Here is a 25,704-nt window from a genome sequence, read left to right as displayed (position 1 = left end):
ATTCTTCTAACTTGTGAAGAAGAGGGTAAGCGATTATACTAAGCATAAGAAAAGGAATCTTTTATTTAAAGGGTGTGGAGAATGGGAAAGCGGATTTTTTACTTCTTATTGACGAACGCATTGGTATTATTAACGATCAGCATTGTAGTTTCCTTGATACCAGGGGGACTTAATTACGTTAATGATGGCGGAATCAACTTTGGCCAGCTATTGATCTTAAGTGCAATTATTGGTTTTACTGGCTCGTTCATTTCTTTAGCGATGTCCCGCTGGATGGCGAAGCAGATGATGGGTGTTCAAGTCATTCATCCGGATCAACCTGCCACAGAATATGAAAGAGATCTTGTGGAACGGGTACACCGCCTTTCAAGAGCAGCAGGGCTAACACATATGCCTGAGGTAGGAATCTATCAATCTCCGGAAGTCAATGCTTTTGCGACCGGTCCAACAAAGAAGCGCTCCTTAGTTGCTGTTTCAACAGGTTTATTGGAAGAGATGGATGATGACGCAATCGAGGGTGTGCTTGCGCATGAAGTTGCCCATATTGCAAATGGTGACATGGTTACCATGACTTTGCTTCAAGGAGTAGTGAACACATTTGTTGTCTTCCTTGCTCGAATTGCGGCGTTCATTGTTTCACGCTTTGTAAGGGAAGAGATGGCTCCGATTGTACATTTTATCGCTATTATAGTTTTCCAGATTGCGTTTTCCATTTTAGGAAGTCTTGTTGTTTTTGCTTACTCAAGACATAGAGAATTCCATGCCGATCGAGGTGGCGCGGATTTAGCTGGTAAGGATAAAATGAAACATGCGCTTGAGTCCCTGAAAGCATATACGAACCGTATCAAGGCGGATGAAGATACATCGATTGCTGCGTTAAAGATTAATGGACGAAGGAAAACAAGTATTTTTTCCACACATCCAGATTTAGACGACAGAATTCAAAGACTTTCATAAATCAAAACTGGTTCATTTAGGTATTAATCCTAAATGAACCAGTTTTTTTGATGATTTCTTGTAAAAGAATATTTTTCCATACATCTTTTGTCTATTGTATAACTAAGATGGTTATGATGTATTAATAGCGAATATTATACATTGATTAGTAATATATATAATATAGTACTGTATAATAAATAATACTTAAAGACAACAGGGAGTGAACTAATTTGAACGTGCAATTTAAGAAGGGGGTACTTGAGCTATGTGTTCTCGTTCTTCTAGATCAAAAAGCACAATATGGTTACGAACTTGCACAGAATATCTCCAATCAAATTGAGATTTCAGAAGGAGCGGTATATCCTTTGCTTCGTCGTTTGACGAAGGATGGTCTTGCGACAACTTATTTACAAGAGTCATCGGAAGGCCCCCCGCGAAAATATTATAAGTTAACACCATCTGGCAGCGGGCACCTTCAAGAATTATTGAAGGAATGGCAAATGTTCACGAACGGAGTAAATCAATTAATTGAAGGAAAGGAGTTATAGTTGTGGGGAAAGATCAGTTTTTATTTAGATTGAAAAAAGCATTAAAAAGTTTTCCGGTAGAAGAGCAGAATGATATTTTAAATGATTACGAGGAGTATTTCTCCAATGGTGTTAAAGATGGGAAGACAGAGGAAGAGATTGCAGCTTCTCTCGGCTCACCTGAGCAACTTGGTAAAGAGCTCACGGCAATGCATCATGTGGAGAACGTCGAAGGTAGAAATACGACCAGCAATTTCTTTCGGGCGCTGTGGGCAGTAATTGGGTTAGGTTTCTTTAATTTAGTGATTGTATTGGGACCTTTTCTTGCATTAGCTTCTATTATTATCGCGGGATGGATTGTTTCAATTACTTTTGTTCTCGCACCTGTTGGAGTATTGATTAATACCGTCCTATATCCAGAAATTTTTGCAGCGTATAATATGTTCTTTTCGATTGGGCTTACAGGACTAGGGTTATTGATTGGAATCAGTATGTATTATGTAACTATTTGGATAAAGAATAAATTTATTCAGTACTTTAAATTTAATGTCAGAATGGTGAAGGGCGGTATGAATCATGTTTAATGTAAAGCGCATGGTTGGCCTTGCAGTACTCTTGGTGATTATAGGTTTTGCAGGTGCATTGTTTACTTATCAATCATTTGCTGATACTAAAAAAATTGATGAAGAAAAGACGTTTGATGAGAATATAACGGATATCATTATAGAAACGGATAATAGCCGAATTGAAGTAATACCTACAGAAGATAGCATGACAAAAGTAGAGTTCGCAGGTGAAACGAATACCGGCTCTCGTCAACGGTTTGAGGCTGAGGTTGAAAATGGTGTACTTCAAGTGAAAGTGAAAGAGAAAATGATTCGCTTCTTCAATTTTGATTTCTCGATAAAGTCACCGGTGACAAAAGTATACTTGCCAGAAGCTGAATATTCTTCACTTAGAGCAGAAACCGGAAATGGTAAAATCAGAATTGAAAATATTTCAGCGGAGGACCTTGAAGCAAAATCGACCAATGGAGAGGTTACACTCGTGAATCTCAAAACAAAAGCAATAACCATGAAATCGGTTAATGGTAAAATAAATGCGAATAATATAGAGGGCGAGCTCGAAGCAAAAGTTACAAACGGAAAAATCAATCTTGAGGAAATAAGCTTAGATCAGCCTATCCACTTAGAATCTGTTAATGGTAAAATTGATGTTCGAGTGGATGAAGAGCCGAAAAATGCTGAGATTAACGTGGAGGTAGTAAACGGACGTATTGAAATATTTGGGAATAATAATCAACACACCGTATTTGGTGATGGTGAAAATCAGGTGAGATTAAAAACAGTAAATGGCAGCATTAGAGTAGGGCATTAAATAATATGAAATTGGAACTGTTCTTTTAGGAGGAACGTTGCGTCGAACGTGTATGAGGATACACTCGATTTATTAAAGGAGAACTAAAATGAAAGAAAAACAACCAGGAATTAAACCTTTTATCGATCTAATCATCTCAACAAAGATATCAAAATGGGCATTGGCTGCCGGACTTGTTGGAAGTATTCTAACCATGCTTGTTAATCTTGCCATTCCTTTGCTAACCCGCGAACTTGTTGATGGCTTTTCAGTGGAAGCACTTAGTACCACACTCATTATCACCATTGTCGTCGTCTTTATTTTACAGGCTGTCATTGACGGTTTATCGACATTCATATTATCGGCAGTAGGTCAAAAAATTGTCGCACGACTTCGTGAAATAATGTGGTTTAAATTACTGCGGCTTCCTGTAAGTTATTTTGATAAAACACCGAGTGGAGAGTCGGTCAGTCGGGTGGTGAATGATACCGGGATTGTAAAAGACCTGATTTCTAATCATTTTCCCCAGTTTATAACCGGTATCATTACTATAATCGGAGCGATTGTCATTTTACTTATCATGGATTGGAAAATGACGTTGCTCATGCTCCTAGCCGTTCCTGCGACTTTTCTCATTATGATGCCACTTGGCTCAAGGATGGCAAAAATTTCAAAAGGCTTGCAAGATGAAACAGCAGCTTTTACTGGAGACATTCAGCAGACATTAAGTGAAATTCGATTGATGAAATCCTCGACGGCTGAGGCAGTAGAAGAAGTCCACGGAAAGGCCGGCATCCATAAACTTTATCGTTTCGGTTTGCGGGAGGCAAAGGTCTTTGCATTAATTGGTCCTCTGATTTATACCGTAATGATGTTTGTAATTGTCGTCATTATAGGGTATGGAGGTATCCGAGTTGCTGAAGGTACCATGTCCACAGGTTCACTTGTCGCTTTCTTACTTTATCTGTTCCAAATCATCTATCCAATCACTTCTTTCGCAATGTTTTTCACCGAACTGCAAAAAGCAAAAGGAGCGACAGAGCGAATTATTGATATTCTAGATATTGAGGAAGAGAACGGTCAACATGGATTAGAGAAGGATATAGCTAATGAATCCATCTATATAGAGCATATATCATTCGGTTATGAAGATGGTGAAAATGTTTTAGAGGATATTACATTCGAAGCACATCCAGGTGAAATGATTGCTTTTGCTGGCCCAAGTGGTGGCGGAAAAACGACGTTATTTGGTTTACTTGAGCGTTACTATGAACCGACAAAAGGGGATATTCGTATTGGTGAAACCCCTATATCTGAACTGTCATTATCATCTTGGCGAAGTCAAATTGGTTACGTCTCACAAGAGAGTGCTATGATGGCTGGAACCATTCGGGATAATTTGACATATGGACTTGCTAACGGAAAAGATATACCAGATGAACAATTATGGCATGTTGCTGAAATGGCTTATGCAGATACATTTATCCGTAACTTTAAAGAAGGTTTGGATACAGAAGTCGGCGAGCGTGGTGTGAAGCTTTCGGGTGGCCAAAGGCAGAGGATAAATATTGCGCGGGCATTCCTGCGTGACCCTAAAATATTAATGCTTGATGAAGCTACCGCAAGCTTGGACAGTCAGTCTGAACATGCTGTTCAAGAGGCGCTTACACGTCTTATGGAAGGGCGGACTACATTCGTCATCGCACACCGGCTATCGACTATTGTAGACGCCGATAAGATCATTTTTATTGAAAAGGGAAAAATAACAGGAGCAGGCACACACCGGGAGTTAATTGAATCACATGTCCTTTACCGTAAATTTGCTGAACAGCAATTAAGTTAATGAAGGAGTCAATCAGGGTATCATTCTGATTGACTCTTTTTTACATTCATAAGCTGGTGATGAAGGATATTTTCAGGATGGAGCTTACCTTGTTCAGGAATATAGGTATCTCCATGCATTAAAGTATATTATTTCTTTATATTTCCATATATTTAAAGTATTATGAAATAAAGCGGAAAAAAGAGGGGGATATGACGATTGATTACGATTAGCGAAAACGTTAAGGATGCAATATTTGAAGTGGTGTTTGAACATTCTTATCACTGCATTGTCGTTGTCGATCGAGACGGCATAATCACCCACTTGAATAATAGTTACTGCCAATTCCTCGAGGTGAAAAAGGAAGATGCGATTGGGAAGCATGTGACTGACGTTATTGAGAACTCAAGAATGCATATTGTCGCAGAAACGGGGAAAGAGGAGATTGCCCAGCTCCAATATATCCGCGGTAATCACATGGTAGCAAATAGGATACCAGTGCGCGCGAACGGCAAGGTGATTGGTGCTGTTGGAACAGTACTATTCAGGGATACCAAAGAATGGGTCGAAATGAATAGTCACATCAAAAACCTTTTATTGGAAATTGAACAATACCGTAAACAGTTAAAAGAACAACATGGCTTAACCTATTCACTTCATGATATTGTTGGAAGTTCTGAAAAGATAAACTCCATAAAGAACACAATTAAAAAAGTGTCACCTGGTGATGTATCTGTTCTCATCCGTGGTGAGAGCGGGACAGGTAAAGAGTTGTTCGCCCATAGTATCCATCATTTAAGTGAACGGCATAATAAACCTTTCGTAAAAGTAAATTGTGGAGCGATCCCGGAGAACCTAATTGAATCAGAGTTATTCGGATACAAAGAAGGAGCGTTCACCGATGCGAAAAAAGGAGGAAAACCAGGTAAATTTCAGCTTGCTGATGGGGGAACCATATTTTTGGATGAAATTGGGGACATGCCATTAAATGCTCAAGTAAAATTACTTAGGGTTTTACAGGAAGGGGAAGTTGAACCAATCGGCGCACTTCGGCCGGAAAAGGTAGATGTGCGAGTCATCACTGCAACGAACCAACCATTGGAACAGTTGATCAAAGAAAACCGCTTCCGTGAAGATCTGTTTTACCGGATTAATGTTATTCAAGTGGTTATCCCTCCCTTAAGGGAAAGGGTTGAAGATATTAGGGTATTGGCCAATTATATATTGAATAAGGTAACGAAACGTACGGGAAAGCGGGTTTCTGAAATTGACCCACAGGTCATGGAGTTATTTATGCAATATCGTTGGCCGGGTAACGTGCGGGAACTTGAAAATACGATTGAATCTGCTGTCCATCTAGCGAATTCAACTACCATTACCATTGATGACTTGCCGAATCATCTACAACAGGAATCTTTTTATGATATAGAAAATCATACGTTGAAGGAAATAATCCAAAGAACAGAAAAACAAGTCATCGAACGGGTACTTCATAAGGTAGATGGTGACAAAACAAAGGCAGCTACTTTATTAGGTATAGGAAAATCAAGTTTATATGAAAAATTAAAGAAGTACGATTTATAAATCCGAAATCCCGGAAAAAATTCCGGTTTTTCGGATTTTCATTGTAACCACATTCTACTATATATCTAATGATTTGATTTTTTTCTCTGGAAGAGAAAGAGTCCGTAAAACTGGAATGTTGATGATTTTTCAAGGGTGATCATTCCTTGCTAGGATAGACTTTCTTCATATTTATGATAGTTGGCATAAATATTGCATGTAAATTAGTGGAACGGAAATTAAATTTTCAACAATACACACAAATGTAAGCGTTTACTCTGTGGGCGGATAGAGTCAAGAGCTAGGAAGACTTTATATTTCCGTTTCTAAAAATAGAGTTAAGGGAGAGGAAGTTTTATGTTAAAAGGAAAGGTTGCATATATTACAGGTGCTGCAAGTGGTCTTGGTTATGAGATAGGAGTAACATTTGCAAAAAATGGTGCAAAAGTGGCGTTAACAGATATTAACGAAGAAAAGGTTATAGAGGTTGCTGAAAAGTTAGTTTCCGAGGGCTATGACGTTGTTGGATTTAAATGTGATGTGACGAAGGAGAATGAACTGCAGGAAACAATTGATCAAACAGTAGAAATGTATGGCAGGTTAGATATTTTGGTCAATAATGCGGGACTGCAGCATGTAGCTTCGATTGAAGAATTCCCAACAGAAAAATTTGAATTTATGACTAAGGTGATGTTGATTGCCCCGTTCATGGCGACCAAGCATGTCCTTCCTATTATGAAACAACAAGAGTCAGGAAGAATTATCAATATGGCATCCATCAATGGCTTGATTGGCTTTGCTGGTAAATCTGCTTATAACAGTGCGAAACATGGGCTTATCGGCTTAACGAAAGTTGCTGCATTGGAATCTGCAAAGTATGGAATTACGGTCAATGCAATTTGCCCGGGTTATGTGGATACTCCACTTGTCCGTGGTCAGTTCGAAGACCTTGCAAAAAACAGAAATGTGCCATTAGAAAATGTGCTTGAAGAAGTTCTTTATCCGTTGGTTCCACAACAGCGTTTACTTGATGTTCAAGAAATTGCGGATTATGCTACTTTCCTTGCCAGTGATAAAGCAAAAGGAGTTACCGGTCAAGCGGTTGTGCTTGATGCTGGATATACGGCACAATAAAGATTTAGAAATAGAATCGGGAGGGGTTTTATGTTAGGTATTATACTCGGTTTAATTGTTTTAATGGTACTTGCTTATCGAGGCTGGTCGATTATCTGGGTGGCGCCGATAGCGGCAGGGGTTGTTGCACTAACGGGGGGACTTGATCTTCTCGACGCTTATAAAGATACCTACATGGAAGGTTTTGTAGGATTCGCTAAACAATGGTTCCCTGTTTTTATGCTTGGTGCTGTCTTTGGTAAGTTAATGGAAGATACGGGGATGGCGAGCTCGGTTGCTGCCTCTCTAACTAAATTAATTGGAAAAGAACGAGCAATTCTAAGTGTTTTGGTTGCGTCTGCTGTATTAACTTACGGTGGAGTCAGTTTGTTTGTTGTTGTGTTTGCTGTCTATCCATTAGCGTTATCCTTATTTAAGGAAGCGAACATTTCGAGAAGGCTCATTCCTGGGACCGTTGCTCTTGGTGCATTTACTTTCACGATGACGGCTATCCCTGGTACACCACAAATCCAAAACCTGATACCGATGCAATATTTTAATACCGGACCTACCGCAGCACCAATTATGGGGATCACTGCTGCGCTAATTATGGGTGTTGGTGGCTATTTGTACTTAAGATGGAGAGAGAAAAAATTAACTGCAAATGGCGAGAGATATACTGAACCAGATGATAAGAATAATGTAAAAAATGATCAAGAAACCCCAAATGTCATATTATCTATTTTACCGTTGGTCACAGTACTAGTTACATTGAACTTTTTTAAATGGGATATTGTCTTAGCTCTGATTTCTGGAATCTTGCTTATCTTGATATTAAATATTCCACAATATAAAAAATTTATCAAATCAATGAACGGTGGTGCTGTGGGTTCTGTTACAGCGATTATCAATACGAGTGCTGCTGTAGGATTTGGTACAGTTGTTCGAGCTGTTCCTGGTTTTGATCGACTCACCGAGCTGTTACTCGGAATCAAAGGAAATCCGCTTATTTCTGAAGCGATTGCTGTCAATATTTTGGCGGGAGCTACTGGTTCGGCATCTGGTGGTATGGGTATTGCTCTTGAAGCGCTTGGTTCCAAGTATTATGAACTTGCACTGGAGACAGGCATTTCCCCGGAAGCTTTCCACCGGATTGCATCACTAGCTTCAGGCGGTCTTGACTCGTTACCGCATAATGGTGCAGTTTTGACGTTACTTACAATAACGGCTATGTCACATAAGGACAGCTACAAAGACATCTTTGTTGTTTCTGTTGCAATTCCAATCCTCTCCGTTGTCGTTGCGATTATTTTAGCTTCCTTGGGGATTTACTAAAATAATTATCTTAGATTTATTTCACACTGGGTTCGTCCTAACCATACAGGTTTGTTTACATAAGAGATAAAGATGGTAAAATGGTATCATTAAAAGGAAAAGCCGGTTTAGAAATACACCATCGTGGTAAGAAGAAAGGTTGTCAAAATTGAATCAAAAGAAATCGAATCTAGTTGTAATTGCTGTGGTTGGTCTTATTTTTGCCTTACTGTTGGATATTAAATATAAAGGATTGGTTTATCAAATATTACAACCGAAAAAGGTACAGTCCTGACAAAGGGAATACGGATTCAGAGAATGCGGCAAAATAGATGCATACTCTGCTACCGTATTCTTTTTTTTCTAGATATTGGTTTTGTTGGTTTTCAAATTATCTTTACAATGTTCCTACTTTGGATAAAATATTGAATGTTGTTCTTTTTTTAGGCAACAGCGTTGTCAGTTAAATAGTCACAACTTTACAACTTAGAGGAGGCTTACATCAATGGACTCGAAAGAGCGGGATGCCATACTGAAAACTGTGCCACAAAAAGGTTTCTTTGGACATCCTAAAGGTTTATCTACACTGTTTTTTACAGAGTTTTGGGAGCGATTCTCTTATTACGGGATGCGCGCCATATTACTCTACTATATGTATTATGAAATTTATCAAGGAGGACTAGGAATCGAGCTAACTACAGCTAACTCGATTATGGCGATATACGGTTCCTTAGTATATATGTCAGGTATTATTGGCGGATGGATTGCCGACCGAGTACTTGGAATGAACCAGACGGTATTTTATGGCGGCGTATTGATCATGATTGGTCATATTATTTTAGCGTTGCCAGGTGGTTTCACTGCATTATTAATTTCCATGCTTTTCATCATCATTGGGACAGGCTTACTAAAGCCGAATGTTGGTGGAATGGTTGGAGAACTATATACGAAGACAGATCCACGTCGTGATTCCGGATTCAGCATCTATTACATGGGTATCAACATGGGTGGTTTTCTTGCACCTTTAATTGTTGGTACGATTGGTGAGAAGTATAGCTTCCATCTTGGTTTCGGTATTGCGGCAGTAGGTATGTTTGCTGGGTTAGTTGTATACTTATTCACTCGTAAAAAATTTATGGGTCTTGCAGGGATGCAGGTGCCGAACCCACTCTCTGCGCGAGATAAGGGCTTATACGGTAGAATCTTTATTTTTGGTGCTTTAATAATTGGTCTACTTGGATGGGTAGGTTTTTCTATTGGCATACTAACTATTGAGCGTGTCATCTTCTCTATCAGTATTCTAGGAATTATTATTCCAGCTGCTTACTTCATTGTAATGTATCGCAGTAAAAAGACTACAGATGATGAGCGTTCACGTTTAATAGCCTATATACCTTTGTTTATTGCTGCAATGATGTTCTGGGCGATTGCGGAACAAGGTTCAAACATCCTTGCAACATATGCGAATACACGGGTAGAACTTAGTTTTCTAGGCTTTGAAATACAATCTTCATGGTTCCAATCGTTGAATCCATTGTTTATTATTACGCTTGCACCGGTATTCGCTTGGCTATGGGTTAAATTAGGAGATCGTCAGCCTAGTACTCCACAGAAGTTCTCGTTAGCTTTGATTTTCGCGGGTCTTTCATTTATTATTATGATCTTCCCGGCGGTATTTGCTGGAGCGGAAGCCTTGGTTAGCCCTCTATGGCTTGTAATGAGCTTCTTCTTGGTTGTTCTTGGTGAGTTACTATTATCTCCTGTTGGATTATCCGCTTCAACTAAACTTGCTCCCGCTGCGTTTGCGGCTCAAATGATGAGTCTTTGGAATCTATCCAACGCATCTGCGCAAGCGATCAACGCACAAGTGGTACGTTTCTATTCTGCTGAAACGGAAGCTGTTTATTTTGGTGCCATTGGTGGATTTGCAATCCTGTTAGGGATTGGATTAATGCTTCTTGCACCGAAGTTGAAGAAATATATGCGTGGTATCAACTAATATAATAAAAAGCCAACCAGTTCAAATTGGTTGGCTTTTTATTTATATTTAAGGCTTTTATTGTAATAAAAAAAAGGAATATGTTTGAGAGCCGTTCGATTGTAGAAGGCTATCTCCAGATGAACAACTTCCTATATTTAGCCCGGTATCAGTCTTTTACAGGGGAATCACTTGTGTTTAAAGCGATGATGCCACCGATGATAAGCGCGATACCAAGTAACTTCACAAGGTCTAGTGCTTCATTCCAAAACATAAAACCGACTAATGCAGTTAATGCCGTCCCAGCTCCCGACCAAATGGCGTATACGAGGCTTAGAGGAAGGGTACGGAGGCACAGGGATAATAAGTAAAATGAAACACCATAGCCGACAGCAACCCCGATAGACGGAGCGAGTACTGTAAAACCATCGGATAACTTCAACATGGAGGTGCCGAAAACTTCTGCTATAATTGAAATGATGAGTAAAGCAAAACCTTTCATGACAAAAGATCAACCTCTTTTCATCCTGTCTATACTTTAAATGTTTAGTAAAACAACCCCTGCGATAATAAGAAAGATTCCAGTTAATTTTTTCATATTAAAAATCTCTTTATAGACTAAAACACCTACTAATGAGGTTAGTGCTGTCCCTACTCCTGCCCAGATAGCATAAACCATACCTATCGGCAATTCTGTGAGTGTCAAGGATAGACTATAAAAAGCGATTGAATACCCAATGATGACTCCTAGAGTCGGGATTATTCGCTTAAAACCATTTGTTAGTTTCAGTAAAGAACTGCCAAATACTTCACCTAAGATGGAAATGATAAGCAGTACGTATGCATTCAACTGTATACACCTTCCAATACTTGCTGTTCTAAACAATTATAGCTTTTTCATATGCATTCTGCAGTGTTGACGCTCCTCTTTGGCTCTATGATTTTTACAACAATTAGAAAAAATCTTATAATGAAAGTATATAAATAATGAAGCGACGATGGTGATGGAGTTGAAGAGACTAAATATATGGTTGCTGTTCTTTGCAATTTTTTTAACAAGTTGCTCCCAAGCGGGGGAGGGGAAGGTGCAGACAACATTGAATGTTGCGGCTGCCGTTAGTTTACAAGATGCATTAATGGAATTAAAGGAGATTTATGAAAAGGAAAGCGATGTCGAAGTTCTTTTTCAGTTGGGTGGGTCGGGCACACTTGCCCGTCAGTTGGAACAAGGGATGGATGCAGATGTTTTTTTATCGAGTAATATCACCTGGATGGATAACTTAGAAGAAAAAGACCTCATTATAAAAGAAACCCGAAAAGACATCCTACAAAATCGTTTAGTACTGGTGACGAATAAGGATGATGTTCCTTCTATTGATAATCTAATATATTTTAATTGGGAAGATGTAAATCGAATTGCGATAGGAAACCCGGAAAGTGTCCCTGCCGGAGAATATGCTAAGGAAGCGTTGATGGAACTGGAGATATGGGATGAGTGGGAGAACCAATTTGTATTTGCAAAGGATGTCCGACAGGTAATGGCATATGTTGAATCGGGAAATGCAGACTATGGGCTTGTATACGGTAGTGATATAGTAGTGTCAGAACAATTACACGTGGTGGCCACAATAGATTCTAGCCTACATACACAAATTATTTATCCTGGAGCAGTAATAAAGAATTCGGAACATGTAGAAGAAGCTACAGGTTTTTTACAGTTTCTGCAAACTGATGTGGCACAGGAAGTGTTCAAACATTATGGCTTTGGAGGTAATCCCTAATGGATATGGATCTTTTTCCTTTATGGATATCTCTGAAAACAGCAAGTGTTGCCACGATAATTGTATTTTTGCTCGGTGTTTTCCTTGCTTGGACTTTTTCTAGGCGGAATTTTTTGGGGAAGACGGTTGTAGAAGCATTGTTTTTATTACCTATGGTCTTACCGCCAACGGTTGTTGGATTTGGTTTATTATATCTTTTTGGCAGAAATGCTTTTTTAGGGAACATCTTGAGTGAATTCTTTGGCATACAAATTGTATTCACTTGGTATGCTGTCGTCTTGGCAGCCATTGTTGTATCCTTTCCGTTGATGTTTCAGAGCGCAAAAGCGGCATTTCAACAATATGACTCCAATTTAGAAAGGGTTGCTTATACAATGGGGGCTTCTCGTATCCGTGTATTTTGGACGATATCTTTACCGCTTGCTTGGCCAGGTTTATTGGCGGGTCTTGTTTTGACATTTGCGCGTGCCCTAGGTGAGTTCGGTGCAACGTTGATGGTGGCTGGTTTTGTTCCCGGAGTGACCGAAACCATACCTTTAGCCATTTACTTTGCAGTTGAGAGCGGGGACATGGCAACCGCGGGAATTTGGGTTACAATCATTAGTATGGTAGGATTTGTTGCACTACTCTGGCTGAATTGGTGGAATAAACGGAGCATGCAGCGATTTCATAAGTGATGGGTGGAAATAATATGTTGCAAGTTGATATAAATAAACGTTTGTTTCATTTTGAATTGGAAGCTAAATTCGTTCTCCAGAGTCAAATCATGGTACTTGTCGGGAAATCGGGCTCTGGAAAAACAAGTCTTTTAAATTGTATTGCAGGAATTATACAACCGGATTCAGGAAATATTTTATTAAATGAACAAACATTCTTTTCCTCTGCCGGTTCCCTCCCGATTCAAAGGCGGAAAATCGGTTATCTTTTTCAAGATTATGCTTTATTTCCTCATATGACTGTAGGAAAAAATATCATATATGGAATGAAAGACGAAAAGCTCACCCGCAGACTTATGAAGGAGCTGCAAATAGAGCATTTGGAAGAATATTATCCCCATGAGATTTCAGGAGGGGAAAAACAACGGGTTGCATTAGTGCGGGCGCTCGCAACGGAACCGAGGTTGCTTATGTTGGACGAGCCGTTTGCTGCACTTGATGATGACACGAGAGATCTTGCTCATCAACAACTTCTCGAGCTCCATACTCAATGGAAGATACCTATAATTCTCGTAACGCATAGTAAACGTGAAGCTGAAAAGTTAGGAGATGTGATATATACAATGGAGGATGGGAAGTTGGTGATTTGAACCGGATTGCTTCTATTGAATAGTATTAGAGGCATGTTTGAAATTTAGGTGTAATGATTCGGTCAGGAACTGGTTTTCTGTAAACGCACAGTTTTACACTACTCTCAGGAATGGAGGGAATATATTGGGAGCAAGGAAGCAAAAGAGGAAACGAAAAATAGAGGACCGTATCGAAAGGTTTGATTGGATTCTTACAATTGGGGAAATCATTTTATATCTGCCCCGGATATTTGGCCGTTCGATTCGGAAGCTATTTGATTGGTTTTAGGAGGTATTGTGATGACGGTGTTAAACAATGATTGGGCTCCGTTACTGGAAGAGGAGTTTTCAAAAGAGTATTATCAGAATTTGAGACAATTTCTGAAGGAGGAATACTGCAGCAGGACAATTTATCCTGGAATGGACGACATATTCAATGCGTTACATTATACAGGCTATAAAGAGACGAAGGTTGTGATTCTTGGGCAAGATCCTTATCATGGTCCTAATCAAGCCCATGGCTTAAGTTTCTCCGTTCAAAAGGGTGTGGCGGTTCCTCCTTCTTTAAGGAATATTTATAAAGAAATTCAAGATGATTTAGGTATCGAACCCCCTGACCATGGTTATCTAAAGAAATGGGCTGATGAGGGTGTACTCTTATTAAATACTGTTCTGACCGTCAGGGAGAAGCAACCCGCTTCCCATCGGGGGAAAGGTTGGGAGAACTTCACAAATAAAGTGATAGGACTTGTAAATGAAAAATCGGATCCGGTTGTCTTTATTCTTTGGGGCCGTCACGCTCAGGAAAAAGAGACCTTACTGACAAATCCGCAGCATCTTATTATTAAATCTCCACACCCAAGCCCGTTCTCTGCAAATCGGGGCTTTTTTGGAAGCAAGCCTTTTTCAAGAGCGAATGATTTTCTGAAAGCGAATGGTCGTCATCCGGTTAATTGGAATTTGACATAGACATGGTGTACATTTTGTAATGTAGGCGAAGGATGTATAGAAATAATGGATATTAAGCTGCATTGCAACTAGTCTTTATATTACTTATAATAGTTGATAATTATCATAATTTAATCATATTACTTCATCTAAAGGGGCGAGAATGAATGGACCGTGTCTACAACTTTTCAGCAGGGCCTTCTGTTTTACCACAGTCTGTGCTGGCAAAGGCGCAAGCGGAACTATTGAATTATGCAGATTCTGGAATGTCAGTAATGGAGCTTAGTCATCGATCTAGTCTATTTAACGACATTATTGAAAAAGCAGAGAAGGACTTACGTGATTTGATGGATATTCCTGATAATTATCAAATCCTATTTCTACAAGGTGGAGCAACACTTCAATTTTCCATGATACCATTGAATTTGATGGTAAAGGGGAAGGCTGGATATATCCATACGGGCTCTTGGTCGAAAAAAGCGATACAAGAAGCAAAGAAATATGGAGAAATTGATGTTATTGCCTCTAGTGAGGATAAAGGATTCACATACATACCAAAGCTGGATCAAGTACAATTCGACCAAGTTTACGATTATATCCATATAACAACAAATAATACGATTGAAGGTACTGCTTATTCCGATATACCTGACACAGGTGATATTCCACTTGTTGCAGACATGTCCTCGAATATTCTTTCAGAGGTTATTGATGTGAAGAAATTTGGAGTCATTTATGCAGGTGCTCAGAAAAATATAGGACCTGCAGGACTGACCCTTGTTATTATCCGGGAAGATTTGATTGGGAAAGCTAAAAAAAATTGCCCGGTCATGTTGGATTATAAGACTCACAGTGATAGCAATTCTCTATACAATACTCCGCCAACCTTTGCTATTTATATGGCTTCCCTTGTTTTCGAATGGTTAAAGGAGCTTGGCGGTGTGAAGAAAATGGAAGAACTCAATCGTGAGAAAGCGGCTATATTGTATGGTTATCTTGAACAGTCGAAGCTATTCTCAAGTCCGGTAGAAAAAGAAAGCCGTTCGCTCATGAATATTCCTTTTGCAACTTCGACTGCAGCACTTGATGCGGAGTTTTTAGCAAAAGCACAAGCTGCAGGACTTGTGACGTTGAAAGGGCACCGTTCGGTTGGTGGAATGCGTGCGAGCATTTATAATGCGATGCCGGTTGAAGGTGTGAAAAGACTCGTTGAAGTAATGGAAATTTTCGAGAACAGCCATAAAGTAAATGTGTAATGAGGATTATGTGATGGGACTTGCGGTAACAGTGACTGCGAATTTAAGGTATTTTCTACCCATGTATCTTCACCGATGAATACCGAGTTGTTGATGACTGGGATAAAGATTCTTTGACTTTATGATAATTAGTGTTCCGCTTCGAATACGATTGTTTGTTGTCTTGAATCTCTGTATTTCCCATTATAGATTGATGAAAAGAGACGATGTAATGAAGCAATATAAATATGATAAGTTACTAGGGATACGGACGGGGGAGGACCGTTTCGTCTCCCCATCGTTCAATACCCATTATAATCCGTATGAACCAACATCCTATGAAACATTGGAAACGTTAATAGAACACTACCCTATTGATAAAAACGATCATATCGTTGATTTTGGGTGTGGCAAAGGTAGAGTTAATTTCTTTCTCCATCATTTCACTGGAGCATCGGTAAAAGGTATTGAGATGAAGGATGAATTTTTTGAAGGCGCTCAGATCAATTTAGAGAAATATAAAAAAAATTTCCCTGACAGTACCAGCACCATAGAGTTTCTAGTTTGTTTAGCGGAAGAATATCGAATTACGGAAAGAGACAATCGATTTTATTTCTTCAATCCGTTTTCTGTACAAATCTTTCAAAAGGTCGTAAATAATATACTTCATTCTGTTGAGGAATACCCACGTTCCGTAGATATTATTCTTTATTATCCACATGAAGATTATATCTATTACCTTGAGAAAAACACTGCCTTTGAATTGATACAAGAAATTAAGATTGATTGTTTTTATAAAAATGATTCTGATGAGCGGATATTAATCTATCGAAAATAGAAGTACCCGTGTCATATTTACATGACACGGGTACTTGATTTTGTTCTATAGAAGATCTCTTCTTAAATCACTTGCTGAACGTGGAGATAAGTAACCTGGTGCAATGTCAAAAACGGTCTTGGCACCAACTGCCCCTTCTTTACTTAAACGATGTGCCGCTCGAGCATACGCGACGAGCACGCTGGAAGTGAATTCTGGATTACTTTCCAATTTGAGGGAGAACTCAATGAGCTGTTTATTATCCTCACCTGTTTTTCCAGAGCGAATCACAAATCCTCCATGAGGTGCTTTAGAATGCTCTTTTTTCAGTTCTTCTTCCGTAATGAAATGAACTTCTGTCTGATAGTCGGCAAAGTAGTTAGGCATTGTTTTAATCGTATTTTCAATTTCGTTTGTATCCGCGCCTTCTTCAGGAACGATATAACAAACACGGCGATGCTTTTCTGCTGTTTCTAATGTTGGGTTTTCTCCGCTGCGAACCCGTTCCATCGCTTCATCTGATGGAATCGTATATTGGACTCCGGCTTTAACACCTTCAACACGACGGACTGCATCAGAGTGTCCTTGGCTTAATCCTTTACCCCAGAATGTGTATGTTTCTCCGTTAGGGATAATCGCTTCACTGACTAAGCGGTTAATGGAAAACAACCCCGGATCCCAACCGACAGCAATAATGGAAATATTTCCACCTTGCTTGGCAGCTTCATCGACTGCTTCAAAGTATTCTGGAATCTTTGCATGTGTATCATAGCTGTCAATGGTATTAAAGAGTTTAGTATATTTCGGTCCTTGTCCTGGTAAATCTGTTGCCGAACCACCACATAGAATCATAACGTCGATCTTATCTTTATAACTTTCAACTTCATCGATATGTACTGCTTTAATAGATGGATCCTCCAGTTCAAGAGAAGCAGGATCTCTTCTGGTGAAGACGGCAACGATCTCCATATCGGAGGTTTGTTTCACAGCCTTTACCGTACCTTTTCCTAAGTTACCATATCCTAAAATACCTACTTTTATTGGATTGCTCATGAAAAATCCTCCTTGTTATTTTATGGGTTCATTCTACAGAAAAATAAACGATTCCTCAAATGTTAACACTAGAAGCTTTTACGTCCAGGGCATTCATTTTTTCCATGATTGTGATCATGCGAAGCAGCTGTTCATTAATTGGAGTTGGAACATGATACTTCTTTCCCAGCTCAACTACCGTACCAGCAAAATATTCCACCTCGGTCTTCCTGTTTCCTTCTATATCTTGGAGCATTGAAGTTTTCCCCTTAGGAGATAGCGCGTGCAGTATTGGACGAAAGTTTTTAACATCCTCATCCGTAAGACCGACACCAGCCTTTTTCGAAATTTCCACGACTTCATACATCGCGTCCTCCATCCAGCTGTATAGGGAAGGGACTTTATGAAAGTATTCATATGGTGCGCGCATTACTGCAGAAACCTGATTCACACCAACGTTAAGCATGAATTTGGCCCAAATTGCATGCCAAATGTCTTGAGGAATTTCATAAGGTATCGCAGCTGCATCAAATAGTGTTTTGACTGCCTGCGCATCTTCTTCTGTCCCAAAATCCTCTCGGTAACCGAAACATATCTTACCTAAGCTGGAGAATCGGATCTGTTGATTTTCACGTACAGCATCGATTCCTACACACATACTATGAAGGATATGTGCATTTTCAGTTGCTTCGTATATCTCCTCTTCGCTGGAAATCCCATTCAGTAGCGATAATATTATTGTGTCAGGGCCGATATGGTGCTTTATTTCTTGAATAGCTTGCTTTAATTCTGCATTTTTCACTGAAAAAATTACTAAGTCGCGTGGTCCACTGTCTGTTTCAGGTGTTTCGTAACGAAAATTATATGTTTCCTCCAATACTTTTATTCCGCTTTGTTGATAGCGGGAAATTCTTTCCTCGTTCGCAACAACAGTAAAATCATCACCAAGATATTGATGTAACTTGCTTCCGTATGCAGCTCCAATTGCACCTAAGCCAATTAAAGAGACGGTACGAATTTTTTTCATTTTTAGAATCCCCCCAAATCTTATAAAGAAGAGCCATGATAAGATGTACTCAAAAAAACTAATGAATATATTAAAGTATTATATCAAAAAAGAGACGCATTCTAAAATATTCAGAAATATGAATAGGTAATGATAGAGTGATAATTATACTAATAGAATGAAATAACAACGATGAGCCGATAGTTGCTTACATCGGCCCATCGTTGTTATTGATTCTATCTTAGCGATTTTTTTCAAACACTACTGCTTCATAACCTAATACAGTAATAAATTCTCCGCTAATTTCCGAGTGATTGGTTCTTTCTTTTGAAAGGTTTGATACGGAAATTTTCCAATTCCCTGGTGCTGGTAATTTGACCCGTTTTTCAAGAGCTGTAGGGTTGATGAATATGGCAAAGTCCTTCTTATCCCCTAGAAGAGTGAAGTTGAATAGGGGCTCATTCTCATTGGATGGATGAAAACGTCTAGAAATTTCTTCCTTCGTGCGCAAACGGAATTCAGGATTCTCTTTTCTTAATAGAATCAGCTTTTTAACAAACTGAACATTATCATCTTCCAGCTCACGACGGCTCCAATCCAACTGATTAATCGCATCTCCTGAAATATAACTGTTTTCAACTCCGTATTTTGTCCGGAAAAATTCCTGTCCGGCGTGTAGGAATGGAACTCCTTGGCTTAAAATAGTAAGAGCAGTTGCGAGTTGGTGCATCTTTTTTCGGGTATCAGAATCTTCCTTATTTGTAAGTGCCAAGCGATCCCATAGGGTGTGGTTGTCATGGCATTCTACATAATTAATCGTCTGACCAATGTCATGCTGGTCCATTCCTTCCACTAAAGTTCCACCGCTTAGCAGTGCTGGAAGTCGTTCATAATTATGACCGTTCCCATTTACATAACCGGTATCGTGGGCATCAAATAACTTCCCCTTTAACGTGTCCCGGAAATAATCGTTAAAGAAACCAATTCCTTTTACTCGGTCCGCATGAGCGGAAATTGCTTTATCATTTCGAGGAATAGCAGTAGCTAGATCCCAGCCTTCACCGAACAGCAGAATTGTACGCTTCTCTTTGAGGCAACGTTTTTTTATTTGCTGCATAGTCTCTATATCCATATTTCCCATTAAATCAAAACGAAAGCCATCTACTTTATATTCTCTTAACCAAAAATCAATTGTATCGAGAATAAATTTACGGACCATTTTGCGTTCCGTTGCCAAATCATTTCCTACACCAGTGCCATTACTGAGAGTTCCATTTTCATGATAGCGGAAAAAGTATCCTGGGACGAGCTTCTCAAAAACTGATTCCTCCATAATAAATACATGATTAAGGACGACATCTTGAATTATCCCCAATTCTTCGTCATGAAATGCCTGAATCACTTTCTTCAGCTCATTTATTCTTGCGGTTGCCCTATCAGGGAGAACAGAGTAACTTCCTTCAGGAACTTGAAAAAATAGTGGGTCATATCCCCAGTTATAGTCGGATTCGGACTCTAAATCGGATACTCGAGCAAAATCATTGATGGGAAGCAGTTGGATGTGTGTGACACTTAGCTCTTTTATATAAGTTAAACCAGTCGAATAGCCGTTTTTAGTAGTCGTATTTTTCTCAGTCAAACCTAAATATTTTCCTTTGTTGACTATTCCACTGTTTGGATGGATAGTAGCATCACGTACATGAAGTTCATAAATAACGGCATCCACTGGATGTTCGATCGGAGTTTGAAATTCATCAAGCTGCATGGTACGCGAAAAGTCAACAAGTATGGAAGTTTCACTATTGGCCGACAAGCCTTTTGCATAGGGGTCATGAACGTTTATCTTTTTACCATGAATGATGGCCTCAAAATGATAACTGCAGCCATGCCAGTCCCCCGCTAGAGAAAGCGTCCATACTCCCTTTTCAGAACGATTCATTGGATAGAGGTTTCCTTCGACATTGACTTCAACACTGGTCGCAATTGGGGTCCATACGCGAAAGACCGCTTCTTGCTCCGTGCATAATGGACCTAATTCAACATCCAGTACTGCAAACCTTTCGTCGAACTCCTTCGTACGGACGATATTTCTTGGATGGATCGGTATTTGTTTTTCACCCCAAAGCAATACCAAATCTTCCCCGATTGGGAGCTCTTCATGATGTTTTACTTGCACTGCGTGGCTGTATGTCTCCTCGATAAACTCTGTTTGAAAATAGGTTTGCTTTTTCTCCCAATAGATAATGGGAGGATTATTGGTTTGTTTCCTCAAAGGGTCCAATTCATCAATTGGAATGGTGATGAGATGATAATCATCCATCCATGCCGTGTATTCGCTCATGAAACTATCTCCTTTTATGACTATAATTACCGAATTGTCATCTAAACAAAGTAATAGCCCTCTTTGTTCACATTTAAACCAATTGCTTCCTAATCATATTTACCTGTTCTTAATAGTATAGACGCTACGTTCTGATTGGTTTCTTACAAGGTTGTTAAGTTTTCTATAAGATTAGAGAAATAAACAGAAATGACAATTTATTTGTAATATATTTATAATATAGTTCTTTACGTCTGGATTATAGGTTCATCACAATGTTCAAAACTTAAGGAAAGACTAGGTTTAACCTCAAATTTGGCTACTTCTTGAACTTTCCTATGCAATCGACAAAAAGCTACAATAAAGTATAAAAAATATTCAAAATTCACCTTGCATTTATCTTGAAATGGTGATAATGTTTTTTGGTATATAAGGGAGGGAATCTAGTTGTACCGCATCGCTGAAGAAGATATTTTTTTATTTCATCAAGGAACAAATTACCAGAGTTATCAGCTGCTTGGCTGTCATTTTATTGATTGGGAAGAGGAGCAGGGTTACCGATTCGTTGTATGGGCTCCTCATGCCAAGCATGTCGCTATTGCGAGTGAATTAAATGGTTGGCAAGGGAATACACATGAACTAAAACGATGGAATGAGGAAGGATTATGGGTTGGTTTTTTCACTGATATACCTCCTTGTACCGCTTATAAATATCAAATTACTACAGTTGATAACGAAAGGATTTTAAAAGCAGATCCATATGCGACTCAAGCTGAAATTCGTCCACAAACCGCCTCTATGACCCCTTCACTTCAATCTTATGAGTGGAACGATGATGCTTGGCAAGAGCAAATGAAAATATATAATCCTTATACTTCTCCGATAACCATCTATGAAGTCCACCTCGGTTCCTGGAGAATCAAGGATAATGGAGATTTTTACACTTACACAGAGCTTGCACAAATACTAATCCCCTATGTAAAAGATTTAGGTTATACCCATATTGAGCTATTGCCGATTGCAGAGCATCCCCTTGATTTATCTTGGGGCTATCAAATCACTGGGTATTATGCCGTTACATCAAGATATGGCACACCAGAAGAATTTAAATATTTTATTGATTGCTGTCATCAGGCAGGAATTGGCGTCATTATGGATTGGGTTCCTGGTCACTTCTGTAAAGACGATTTTGGTCTGCGTGAGTTTGATGGAAGGCCGCTCTATGAATATCAAGATCCGAAAAAAGCCGAAAAAAGAAACTGGGGAACGCTGGCCTTCGATTTTGGTCGCCCGGAAGTCCAAAGTTTCCTAGTGTCAAATGCTATTTATTGGCTTAAAGAATTCCATATTGACGGTCTTCGTGTAGATGCTGTTGCCAGCATGTTGTATTTGAATTTTGATCGTCCTGATGATGAAGAAAAGATTTTCAATTCCTACGGTGGAGAAGAGAATCTAGAAGCCAGTGCGTTTTTGCAGAAGTTGAATGAAACGGTTTTTCGCTATCGACCCAATGCATTAGTAATGGCTGAAGATAGTTCTGATCTTCCGATGATCACGTCGCCAACTTATCTTGGTGGGTTAGGTTTCAATTTCAAATGGAATATGGGATGGATGAACGACATGCTGGAATTCATGAAGTTGGATCCAATTCATCGGAAATGGCATCACAATTTAGTAACCTTTTCATTTATGTATACGTTCGCGGAGAATTTTTTGTTACCACTGTCCCATGATGAAGTGGTACATGGAAAAAAATCATTACTCGATAAGATGCCGGGAGATCAATGGCAGCAATTTGCGAGTCTACGTTTATTAATCGGCTATATGTACACACATCCCGGAAAAAAGTTGTTATTCATGGGAACGGAGCTCGCACTTTATTCCGAGTGGAAAGACCAGGAACAATTAGACTGGCATCTATTGGATTACCCACTACATAAAGGAATTTTTCATTATGTTAAAAAGTTAAATCACTTTTTAAAGGACCAACCAGCTTTATATGAATTGGATCATGAATCATCTGGTTTTGAATGGATTGATCCACATAATATCGATCAAAGCATTATTGCATTTAGAAGACGAGCAAGAAACAAACAGGAGGAGTTGATTATTGTTTGTAACTTCACGCCAAAGGTTTATTACGACTATAAAGTCGGGGTACCAGAACCCGGAGTACATGAAGAAATCTTCAATTCGGATCACGAATCGTTTGGAGGTTCCGGCCAATTGAATGGGATGCATTTTAGCTTCCCTGATAAATGGCATGGAATGAAACAACACATCAAAGTAAAAATTGCTCCATTAGCTGTAATGATTTTTAAAAGAAGAGTTGAGGAGGATGCGAAGTGAAAGAATGTCTTGGAATGTTACTGGCTGGAGGAGAAGGAAAGCGATTAGGTCCATTGACGAGTGAAAATGCTAAGCCTGCTGTCCCTTTTGGCGGGAAATATCGAATCATCGATTTTACATTAAGTAATTGTGCAAATTCTTCCATTCCGACACTCGGTGTTTTGACGCAGTATTCACCAATCATGCTAAATCGTCACATAGGAACTGGAAAACCATGGGATATGGATCGACGGGATGGTGGTGTAACGACACTTTCTCCAGCGATTGGGAAGCATGGGGGAGATTGGTATTCTGGAACGGCTGATGCGATTTATCAAAATATACATTTTATCGATCAATATAATCCGAAATACGTCCTCGTAATCTCTGGTGATCATATTTATCAAATGAACTATCAATCCATTCTTAGACAGCATAAGGAAACAGCAGCTGATGCAACGATTTCAGTAATTGAAGTTCCCTGGGATGAGGCATCCCGCTTTGGAATTTTAAATACAGAAGATGGTTTAAGAATCTATGAATTTGATGAAAAGCCGGCTGAACCGAAAAATAATCTGGCATCAATGGGGATTTATATGTTTACCTGGTCTACACTACGCAAATATTTAATCGAGGATGCTGAGAATAAGAATTCGAGTCATGACTTCGGTAAAGATATTATACCGGCAATGCTTGAAGATAATAAGCCGCTATTTGGTTATCAGTTCGATGGTTACTGGAAGGATGTCGGGACCATCCGAAGTTATTGGGAAGCGACAATGGATTTGCTGGATGAGAATTCCGGTTCTCCGATTTCCGTTGCAAGAGAGGATATGAGTAAGCAAATTTATACAAATGAAGCTAATTTGCCACCTCATTTCATAGGAACTTCAGGGACAGTAATAAATTCATTAATCAATTCAGGTTGCTTTATCTATGGGCATATTTTGAATTCTGTGATCTTCCAAAAAGTGCTTGTAAAGAAAAACGCATATATAAATGAATCGATTTTACATCCAGGTGTATGTGTTGGCGAGGATGTCCACCTTGAACGGGTGATTGTGATGGAAAATACGGAGATTGCTGACGGGGTAAGAATACATGCATTAGAGGAAGAAGAGCCGATTGTGATTAATCAGGAAAATCTCTCAGAGTATGTTGCTGTAAGGGAGGAGATTGTGTAATGGAGCGAATGATGGGACTGATTAATTTGGAACATGAACACCATGTGTTTAATGAGTTGACCTATTTTCGGAACAATGCATCGCTTCCATTTGCCGGACGTTATCGTCTGATTGATTTTGCTTTATCGAATATGACGAATTCAGGTATTGAAGAAGTTGCTGTATTTGTACGGAATAAGTACCGCTCGTTACTTGATCATCTGGGAACAGGTGATAGTTGGGATTTGGACCGAAGACATGGGGGGTTGTTCATTTTACCTCCTGACTGGAATGATCCCACTGATCGATCTCTAGGTGATTTAAGCTTCTTCCATAATAATCGGGATTATTTTTATAGAGGAAAGGCAAATCATGTTTTGGTGAGTGGTAGTCAGTTTATCGCTAATACAGATTATAAAGATGCTTTCAAACGGCATCTCATCCACGATGCAGATGTGACAGTCATCTACACTGATGTTGATACCATCGGACCTGAACATCAAGCATACTATCGAGTCGAGACGGATCAGGATGGTTGGGTAACCCAGATGACGAATGACCACCGGAACCCGAATGTATTTACTGGGGTTTATATTATTAAAAAGGAACTTCTACTAGATATTGTGGATTATTGTATTGCCTATAACTATGACAATTTGTTTATGAATGGAATTAAGGAGCGGCTTCAGGAATTAAAAGTATATTCGTACCGTTTTGAGGGATACCACGCGTTTATCAATACAACTGAAAGTTATTATCGGGAAAATATGAAACTCTTGCAAGAACAGAATTTTTTAAGGTTATTTCAAAAACCATTTATCCGGACCAAGGTTTCGAGCAACCCGCCGGTGAAATATCAGGCACAAGCGGTGGTGAATAATTCAATTATAGCGAATGGTTGCATAATCAACGGTGACGTGGAGAACAGTATTCTTTTCCGTGGAGTGGAGGTAAGTGAACACTCACAAATAAGGAACTCCATTATTATGCAGCGCTGCAAAATTGAGGAAGATGTGTATTTGGAAAATGTCATTTTAGATAAAGATGTGCATGTAAAAAGTGGCCAGCGGATCATCGGCACAAAAGAGAAACCATATATCGTGGCAAAACGTCAGGTCGTATAGTTGTGAATAAGATTGTGGCAACTGGTAAACAACACACTATGTAAAATCAAGTT

Annotated in this window: 25 protein-coding genes; 20 read left to right on the top strand and 5 right to left on the bottom strand. The window is 39.3% G+C overall.

Annotated elements, in window-relative coordinates; genetic code table 11:
• Positions 1 to 81 precede the first annotated feature (81 nt).
• The 10 genes from htpX to M3210_RS09045 all read left to right on the top strand — a co-directional run bounded on the left by htpX (position 82) and on the right by M3210_RS09045 (position 10,633).
• Positions 82 to 957: a protease HtpX gene (gene htpX / locus M3210_RS09085; protein ID WP_251513529.1), complete on the top strand. Its 876-nt coding sequence runs from the start codon at positions 82 to 84 to the stop codon at positions 955 to 957.
• A gap of 212 nt (positions 958 to 1,169) precedes the next feature.
• The gene (locus tag M3210_RS09080; protein WP_251513526.1) at positions 1,170 to 1,487 is read left to right on the top strand and encodes a PadR family transcriptional regulator; all 318 of its coding nucleotides are present in this window, start codon (positions 1,170 to 1,172) and stop codon (positions 1,485 to 1,487) included.
• A 2-nt stretch (positions 1,488 to 1,489) separates the two neighbouring features.
• On the top strand, positions 1,490 to 2,050 hold the full coding sequence (locus M3210_RS09075) for an HAAS signaling domain-containing protein (protein WP_251513522.1): 561 nt from the start codon (positions 1,490 to 1,492) through the stop codon (positions 2,048 to 2,050).
• Positions 2,043 to 2,843 carry a DUF4097 family beta strand repeat-containing protein gene (locus M3210_RS09070; RefSeq protein WP_251513519.1) on the top strand — a complete coding sequence of 267 codons (801 nt, stop codon included), beginning with the start codon at positions 2,043 to 2,045 and terminating at the stop codon, positions 2,841 to 2,843. The genes M3210_RS09075 and M3210_RS09070 overlap by 8 nt, the downstream gene beginning before the upstream one ends.
• 88 nt (positions 2,844 to 2,931) lie before the next feature.
• The gene (locus M3210_RS09065; protein WP_251513516.1) at positions 2,932 to 4,665 is read left to right on the top strand and encodes an ABC transporter ATP-binding protein; all 1,734 of its coding nucleotides are present in this window, start codon (positions 2,932 to 2,934) and stop codon (positions 4,663 to 4,665) included.
• 198 nt (positions 4,666 to 4,863) lie between these two features.
• A complete protein-coding gene (locus M3210_RS09060) occupies positions 4,864 to 6,228 on the top strand; it encodes a sigma-54 interaction domain-containing protein (protein ID WP_251513513.1) in 1,365 nt (454 codons plus the stop codon).
• Positions 6,229 to 6,564: 336 nt separating this feature from the next.
• Positions 6,565 to 7,341 (top strand): 3-hydroxybutyrate dehydrogenase, encoded by a 777-nt coding sequence (locus M3210_RS09055; protein ID WP_251513510.1) that lies wholly within the window; start codon positions 6,565 to 6,567, stop codon positions 7,339 to 7,341.
• A gap of 30 nt (positions 7,342 to 7,371) precedes the next feature.
• Entirely contained in the window at positions 7,372 to 8,655 is a 1,284-nt protein-coding gene (locus tag M3210_RS09050) for a GntP family permease (protein ID WP_251513507.1), read from the top strand.
• A gap of 148 nt (positions 8,656 to 8,803) precedes the next feature.
• Positions 8,804 to 8,929, top strand: a complete 126-nt coding sequence (locus M3210_RS20410) for a hypothetical protein (RefSeq protein WP_285853682.1) — start codon at positions 8,804 to 8,806, stop codon at positions 8,927 to 8,929.
• 210 nt (positions 8,930 to 9,139) lie between these two features.
• The gene (locus M3210_RS09045; protein ID WP_251513504.1) at positions 9,140 to 10,633 is read left to right on the top strand and encodes a peptide MFS transporter; all 1,494 of its coding nucleotides are present in this window, start codon (positions 9,140 to 9,142) and stop codon (positions 10,631 to 10,633) included.
• 148 nt (positions 10,634 to 10,781) lie between these two features.
• Here the strand turns inward: M3210_RS09045 and M3210_RS09040 are convergent, their stop codons facing one another.
• Positions 10,782 to 11,114 carry a DMT family transporter gene (locus M3210_RS09040; RefSeq protein ID WP_251513500.1) on the bottom strand — a complete coding sequence of 111 codons (333 nt, stop codon included), beginning with the start codon at positions 11,112 to 11,114 and terminating at the stop codon, positions 10,782 to 10,784.
• A gap of 36 nt (positions 11,115 to 11,150) precedes the next feature.
• Complete coding sequence (locus M3210_RS09035; RefSeq protein ID WP_251513496.1) at positions 11,151 to 11,462, bottom strand: DMT family transporter; 312 nt, start codon at positions 11,460 to 11,462, stop codon at positions 11,151 to 11,153.
• 235 nt (positions 11,463 to 11,697) lie between these two features.
• Between M3210_RS09035 and modA the strand changes: the two genes are divergently transcribed.
• The 7 genes from modA to M3210_RS09000 all read left to right on the top strand — a co-directional run bounded on the left by modA (position 11,698) and on the right by M3210_RS09000 (position 16,699).
• Positions 11,698 to 12,393, top strand: a complete 696-nt coding sequence (gene modA, locus M3210_RS09030; RefSeq protein WP_251513492.1) for a molybdate ABC transporter substrate-binding protein — start codon at positions 11,698 to 11,700, stop codon at positions 12,391 to 12,393.
• Between the two features lie 5 nt (positions 12,394 to 12,398).
• Positions 12,399 to 13,070, top strand: coding sequence for a molybdate ABC transporter permease subunit (gene modB, locus M3210_RS09025; protein WP_251513624.1), 672 nt, complete (start codon positions 12,399 to 12,401; stop codon positions 13,068 to 13,070).
• Between the two features lie 14 nt (positions 13,071 to 13,084).
• Positions 13,085 to 13,699: an ATP-binding cassette domain-containing protein gene (locus M3210_RS09020; RefSeq protein ID WP_251513489.1), complete on the top strand. Its 615-nt coding sequence runs from the start codon at positions 13,085 to 13,087 to the stop codon at positions 13,697 to 13,699.
• Between the two features lie 124 nt (positions 13,700 to 13,823).
• Positions 13,824 to 13,967, top strand: a complete 144-nt coding sequence (locus M3210_RS09015) for a hypothetical protein (protein ID WP_251513486.1) — start codon at positions 13,824 to 13,826, stop codon at positions 13,965 to 13,967.
• An 11-nt stretch (positions 13,968 to 13,978) separates the two neighbouring features.
• Complete coding sequence (locus tag M3210_RS09010) at positions 13,979 to 14,647, top strand: uracil-DNA glycosylase (RefSeq protein ID WP_251513483.1); 669 nt, start codon at positions 13,979 to 13,981, stop codon at positions 14,645 to 14,647.
• 146 nt (positions 14,648 to 14,793) lie between these two features.
• Positions 14,794 to 15,882 (top strand): 3-phosphoserine/phosphohydroxythreonine transaminase, encoded by a 1,089-nt coding sequence (serC, locus tag M3210_RS09005; RefSeq protein ID WP_251513479.1) that lies wholly within the window; start codon positions 14,794 to 14,796, stop codon positions 15,880 to 15,882.
• A gap of 211 nt (positions 15,883 to 16,093) precedes the next feature.
• Positions 16,094 to 16,699, top strand: coding sequence for a class I SAM-dependent methyltransferase (locus tag M3210_RS09000; protein WP_251513475.1), 606 nt, complete (start codon positions 16,094 to 16,096; stop codon positions 16,697 to 16,699).
• Between the two features lie 45 nt (positions 16,700 to 16,744).
• On the opposite strand, the gene M3210_RS08995 is transcribed toward M3210_RS09000, so the two are convergent.
• The 3 genes from M3210_RS08995 to pulA all read right to left on the bottom strand — a co-directional run bounded on the left by M3210_RS08995 (position 16,745) and on the right by pulA (position 21,057).
• Positions 16,745 to 17,731, bottom strand: a complete 987-nt coding sequence (locus M3210_RS08995) for a diaminopimelate dehydrogenase (protein WP_251513472.1) — start codon at positions 17,729 to 17,731, stop codon at positions 16,745 to 16,747.
• A gap of 55 nt (positions 17,732 to 17,786) precedes the next feature.
• Entirely contained in the window at positions 17,787 to 18,737 is a 951-nt protein-coding gene (locus M3210_RS08990; RefSeq protein ID WP_251513470.1) for a ketopantoate reductase family protein, read from the bottom strand.
• 220 nt (positions 18,738 to 18,957) lie between these two features.
• On the bottom strand, positions 18,958 to 21,057 hold the full coding sequence (pulA, locus tag M3210_RS08985; protein ID WP_251513469.1) for a type I pullulanase: 2,100 nt from the start codon (positions 21,055 to 21,057) through the stop codon (positions 18,958 to 18,960).
• Positions 21,058 to 21,483: 426 nt separating this feature from the next.
• Between pulA and glgB the strand changes: the two genes are divergently transcribed.
• The 3 genes from glgB to glgD are packed head-to-tail and all read left to right on the top strand — an operon-like array spanning position 21,484 to position 25,651.
• Positions 21,484 to 23,385, top strand: coding sequence for a 1,4-alpha-glucan branching protein GlgB (glgB, locus tag M3210_RS08980; RefSeq protein ID WP_251513468.1), 1,902 nt, complete (start codon positions 21,484 to 21,486; stop codon positions 23,383 to 23,385).
• Positions 23,382 to 24,548, top strand: a complete 1,167-nt coding sequence (locus M3210_RS08975; RefSeq protein ID WP_251513467.1) for a glucose-1-phosphate adenylyltransferase — start codon at positions 23,382 to 23,384, stop codon at positions 24,546 to 24,548. Before glgB ends, M3210_RS08975 begins: the two co-directional genes overlap by 4 nt.
• Complete coding sequence (glgD, locus tag M3210_RS08970) at positions 24,548 to 25,651, top strand: glucose-1-phosphate adenylyltransferase subunit GlgD (protein ID WP_251513466.1); 1,104 nt, start codon at positions 24,548 to 24,550, stop codon at positions 25,649 to 25,651. The genes M3210_RS08975 and glgD overlap by 1 nt, the downstream gene beginning before the upstream one ends.
• The last annotated feature ends 53 nt before the right edge of the window (positions 25,652 to 25,704 follow it).

Source organism: Oceanobacillus luteolus (assembly GCF_023715655.1).
Lineage (GTDB): Bacteria > Bacillota > Bacilli > Bacillales > Amphibacillaceae > Oceanobacillus > Oceanobacillus luteolus.
The sequence above is the reverse complement of the archived record's forward strand: the minus strand, read 5'-3'. Positions and strand labels throughout refer to the sequence as shown.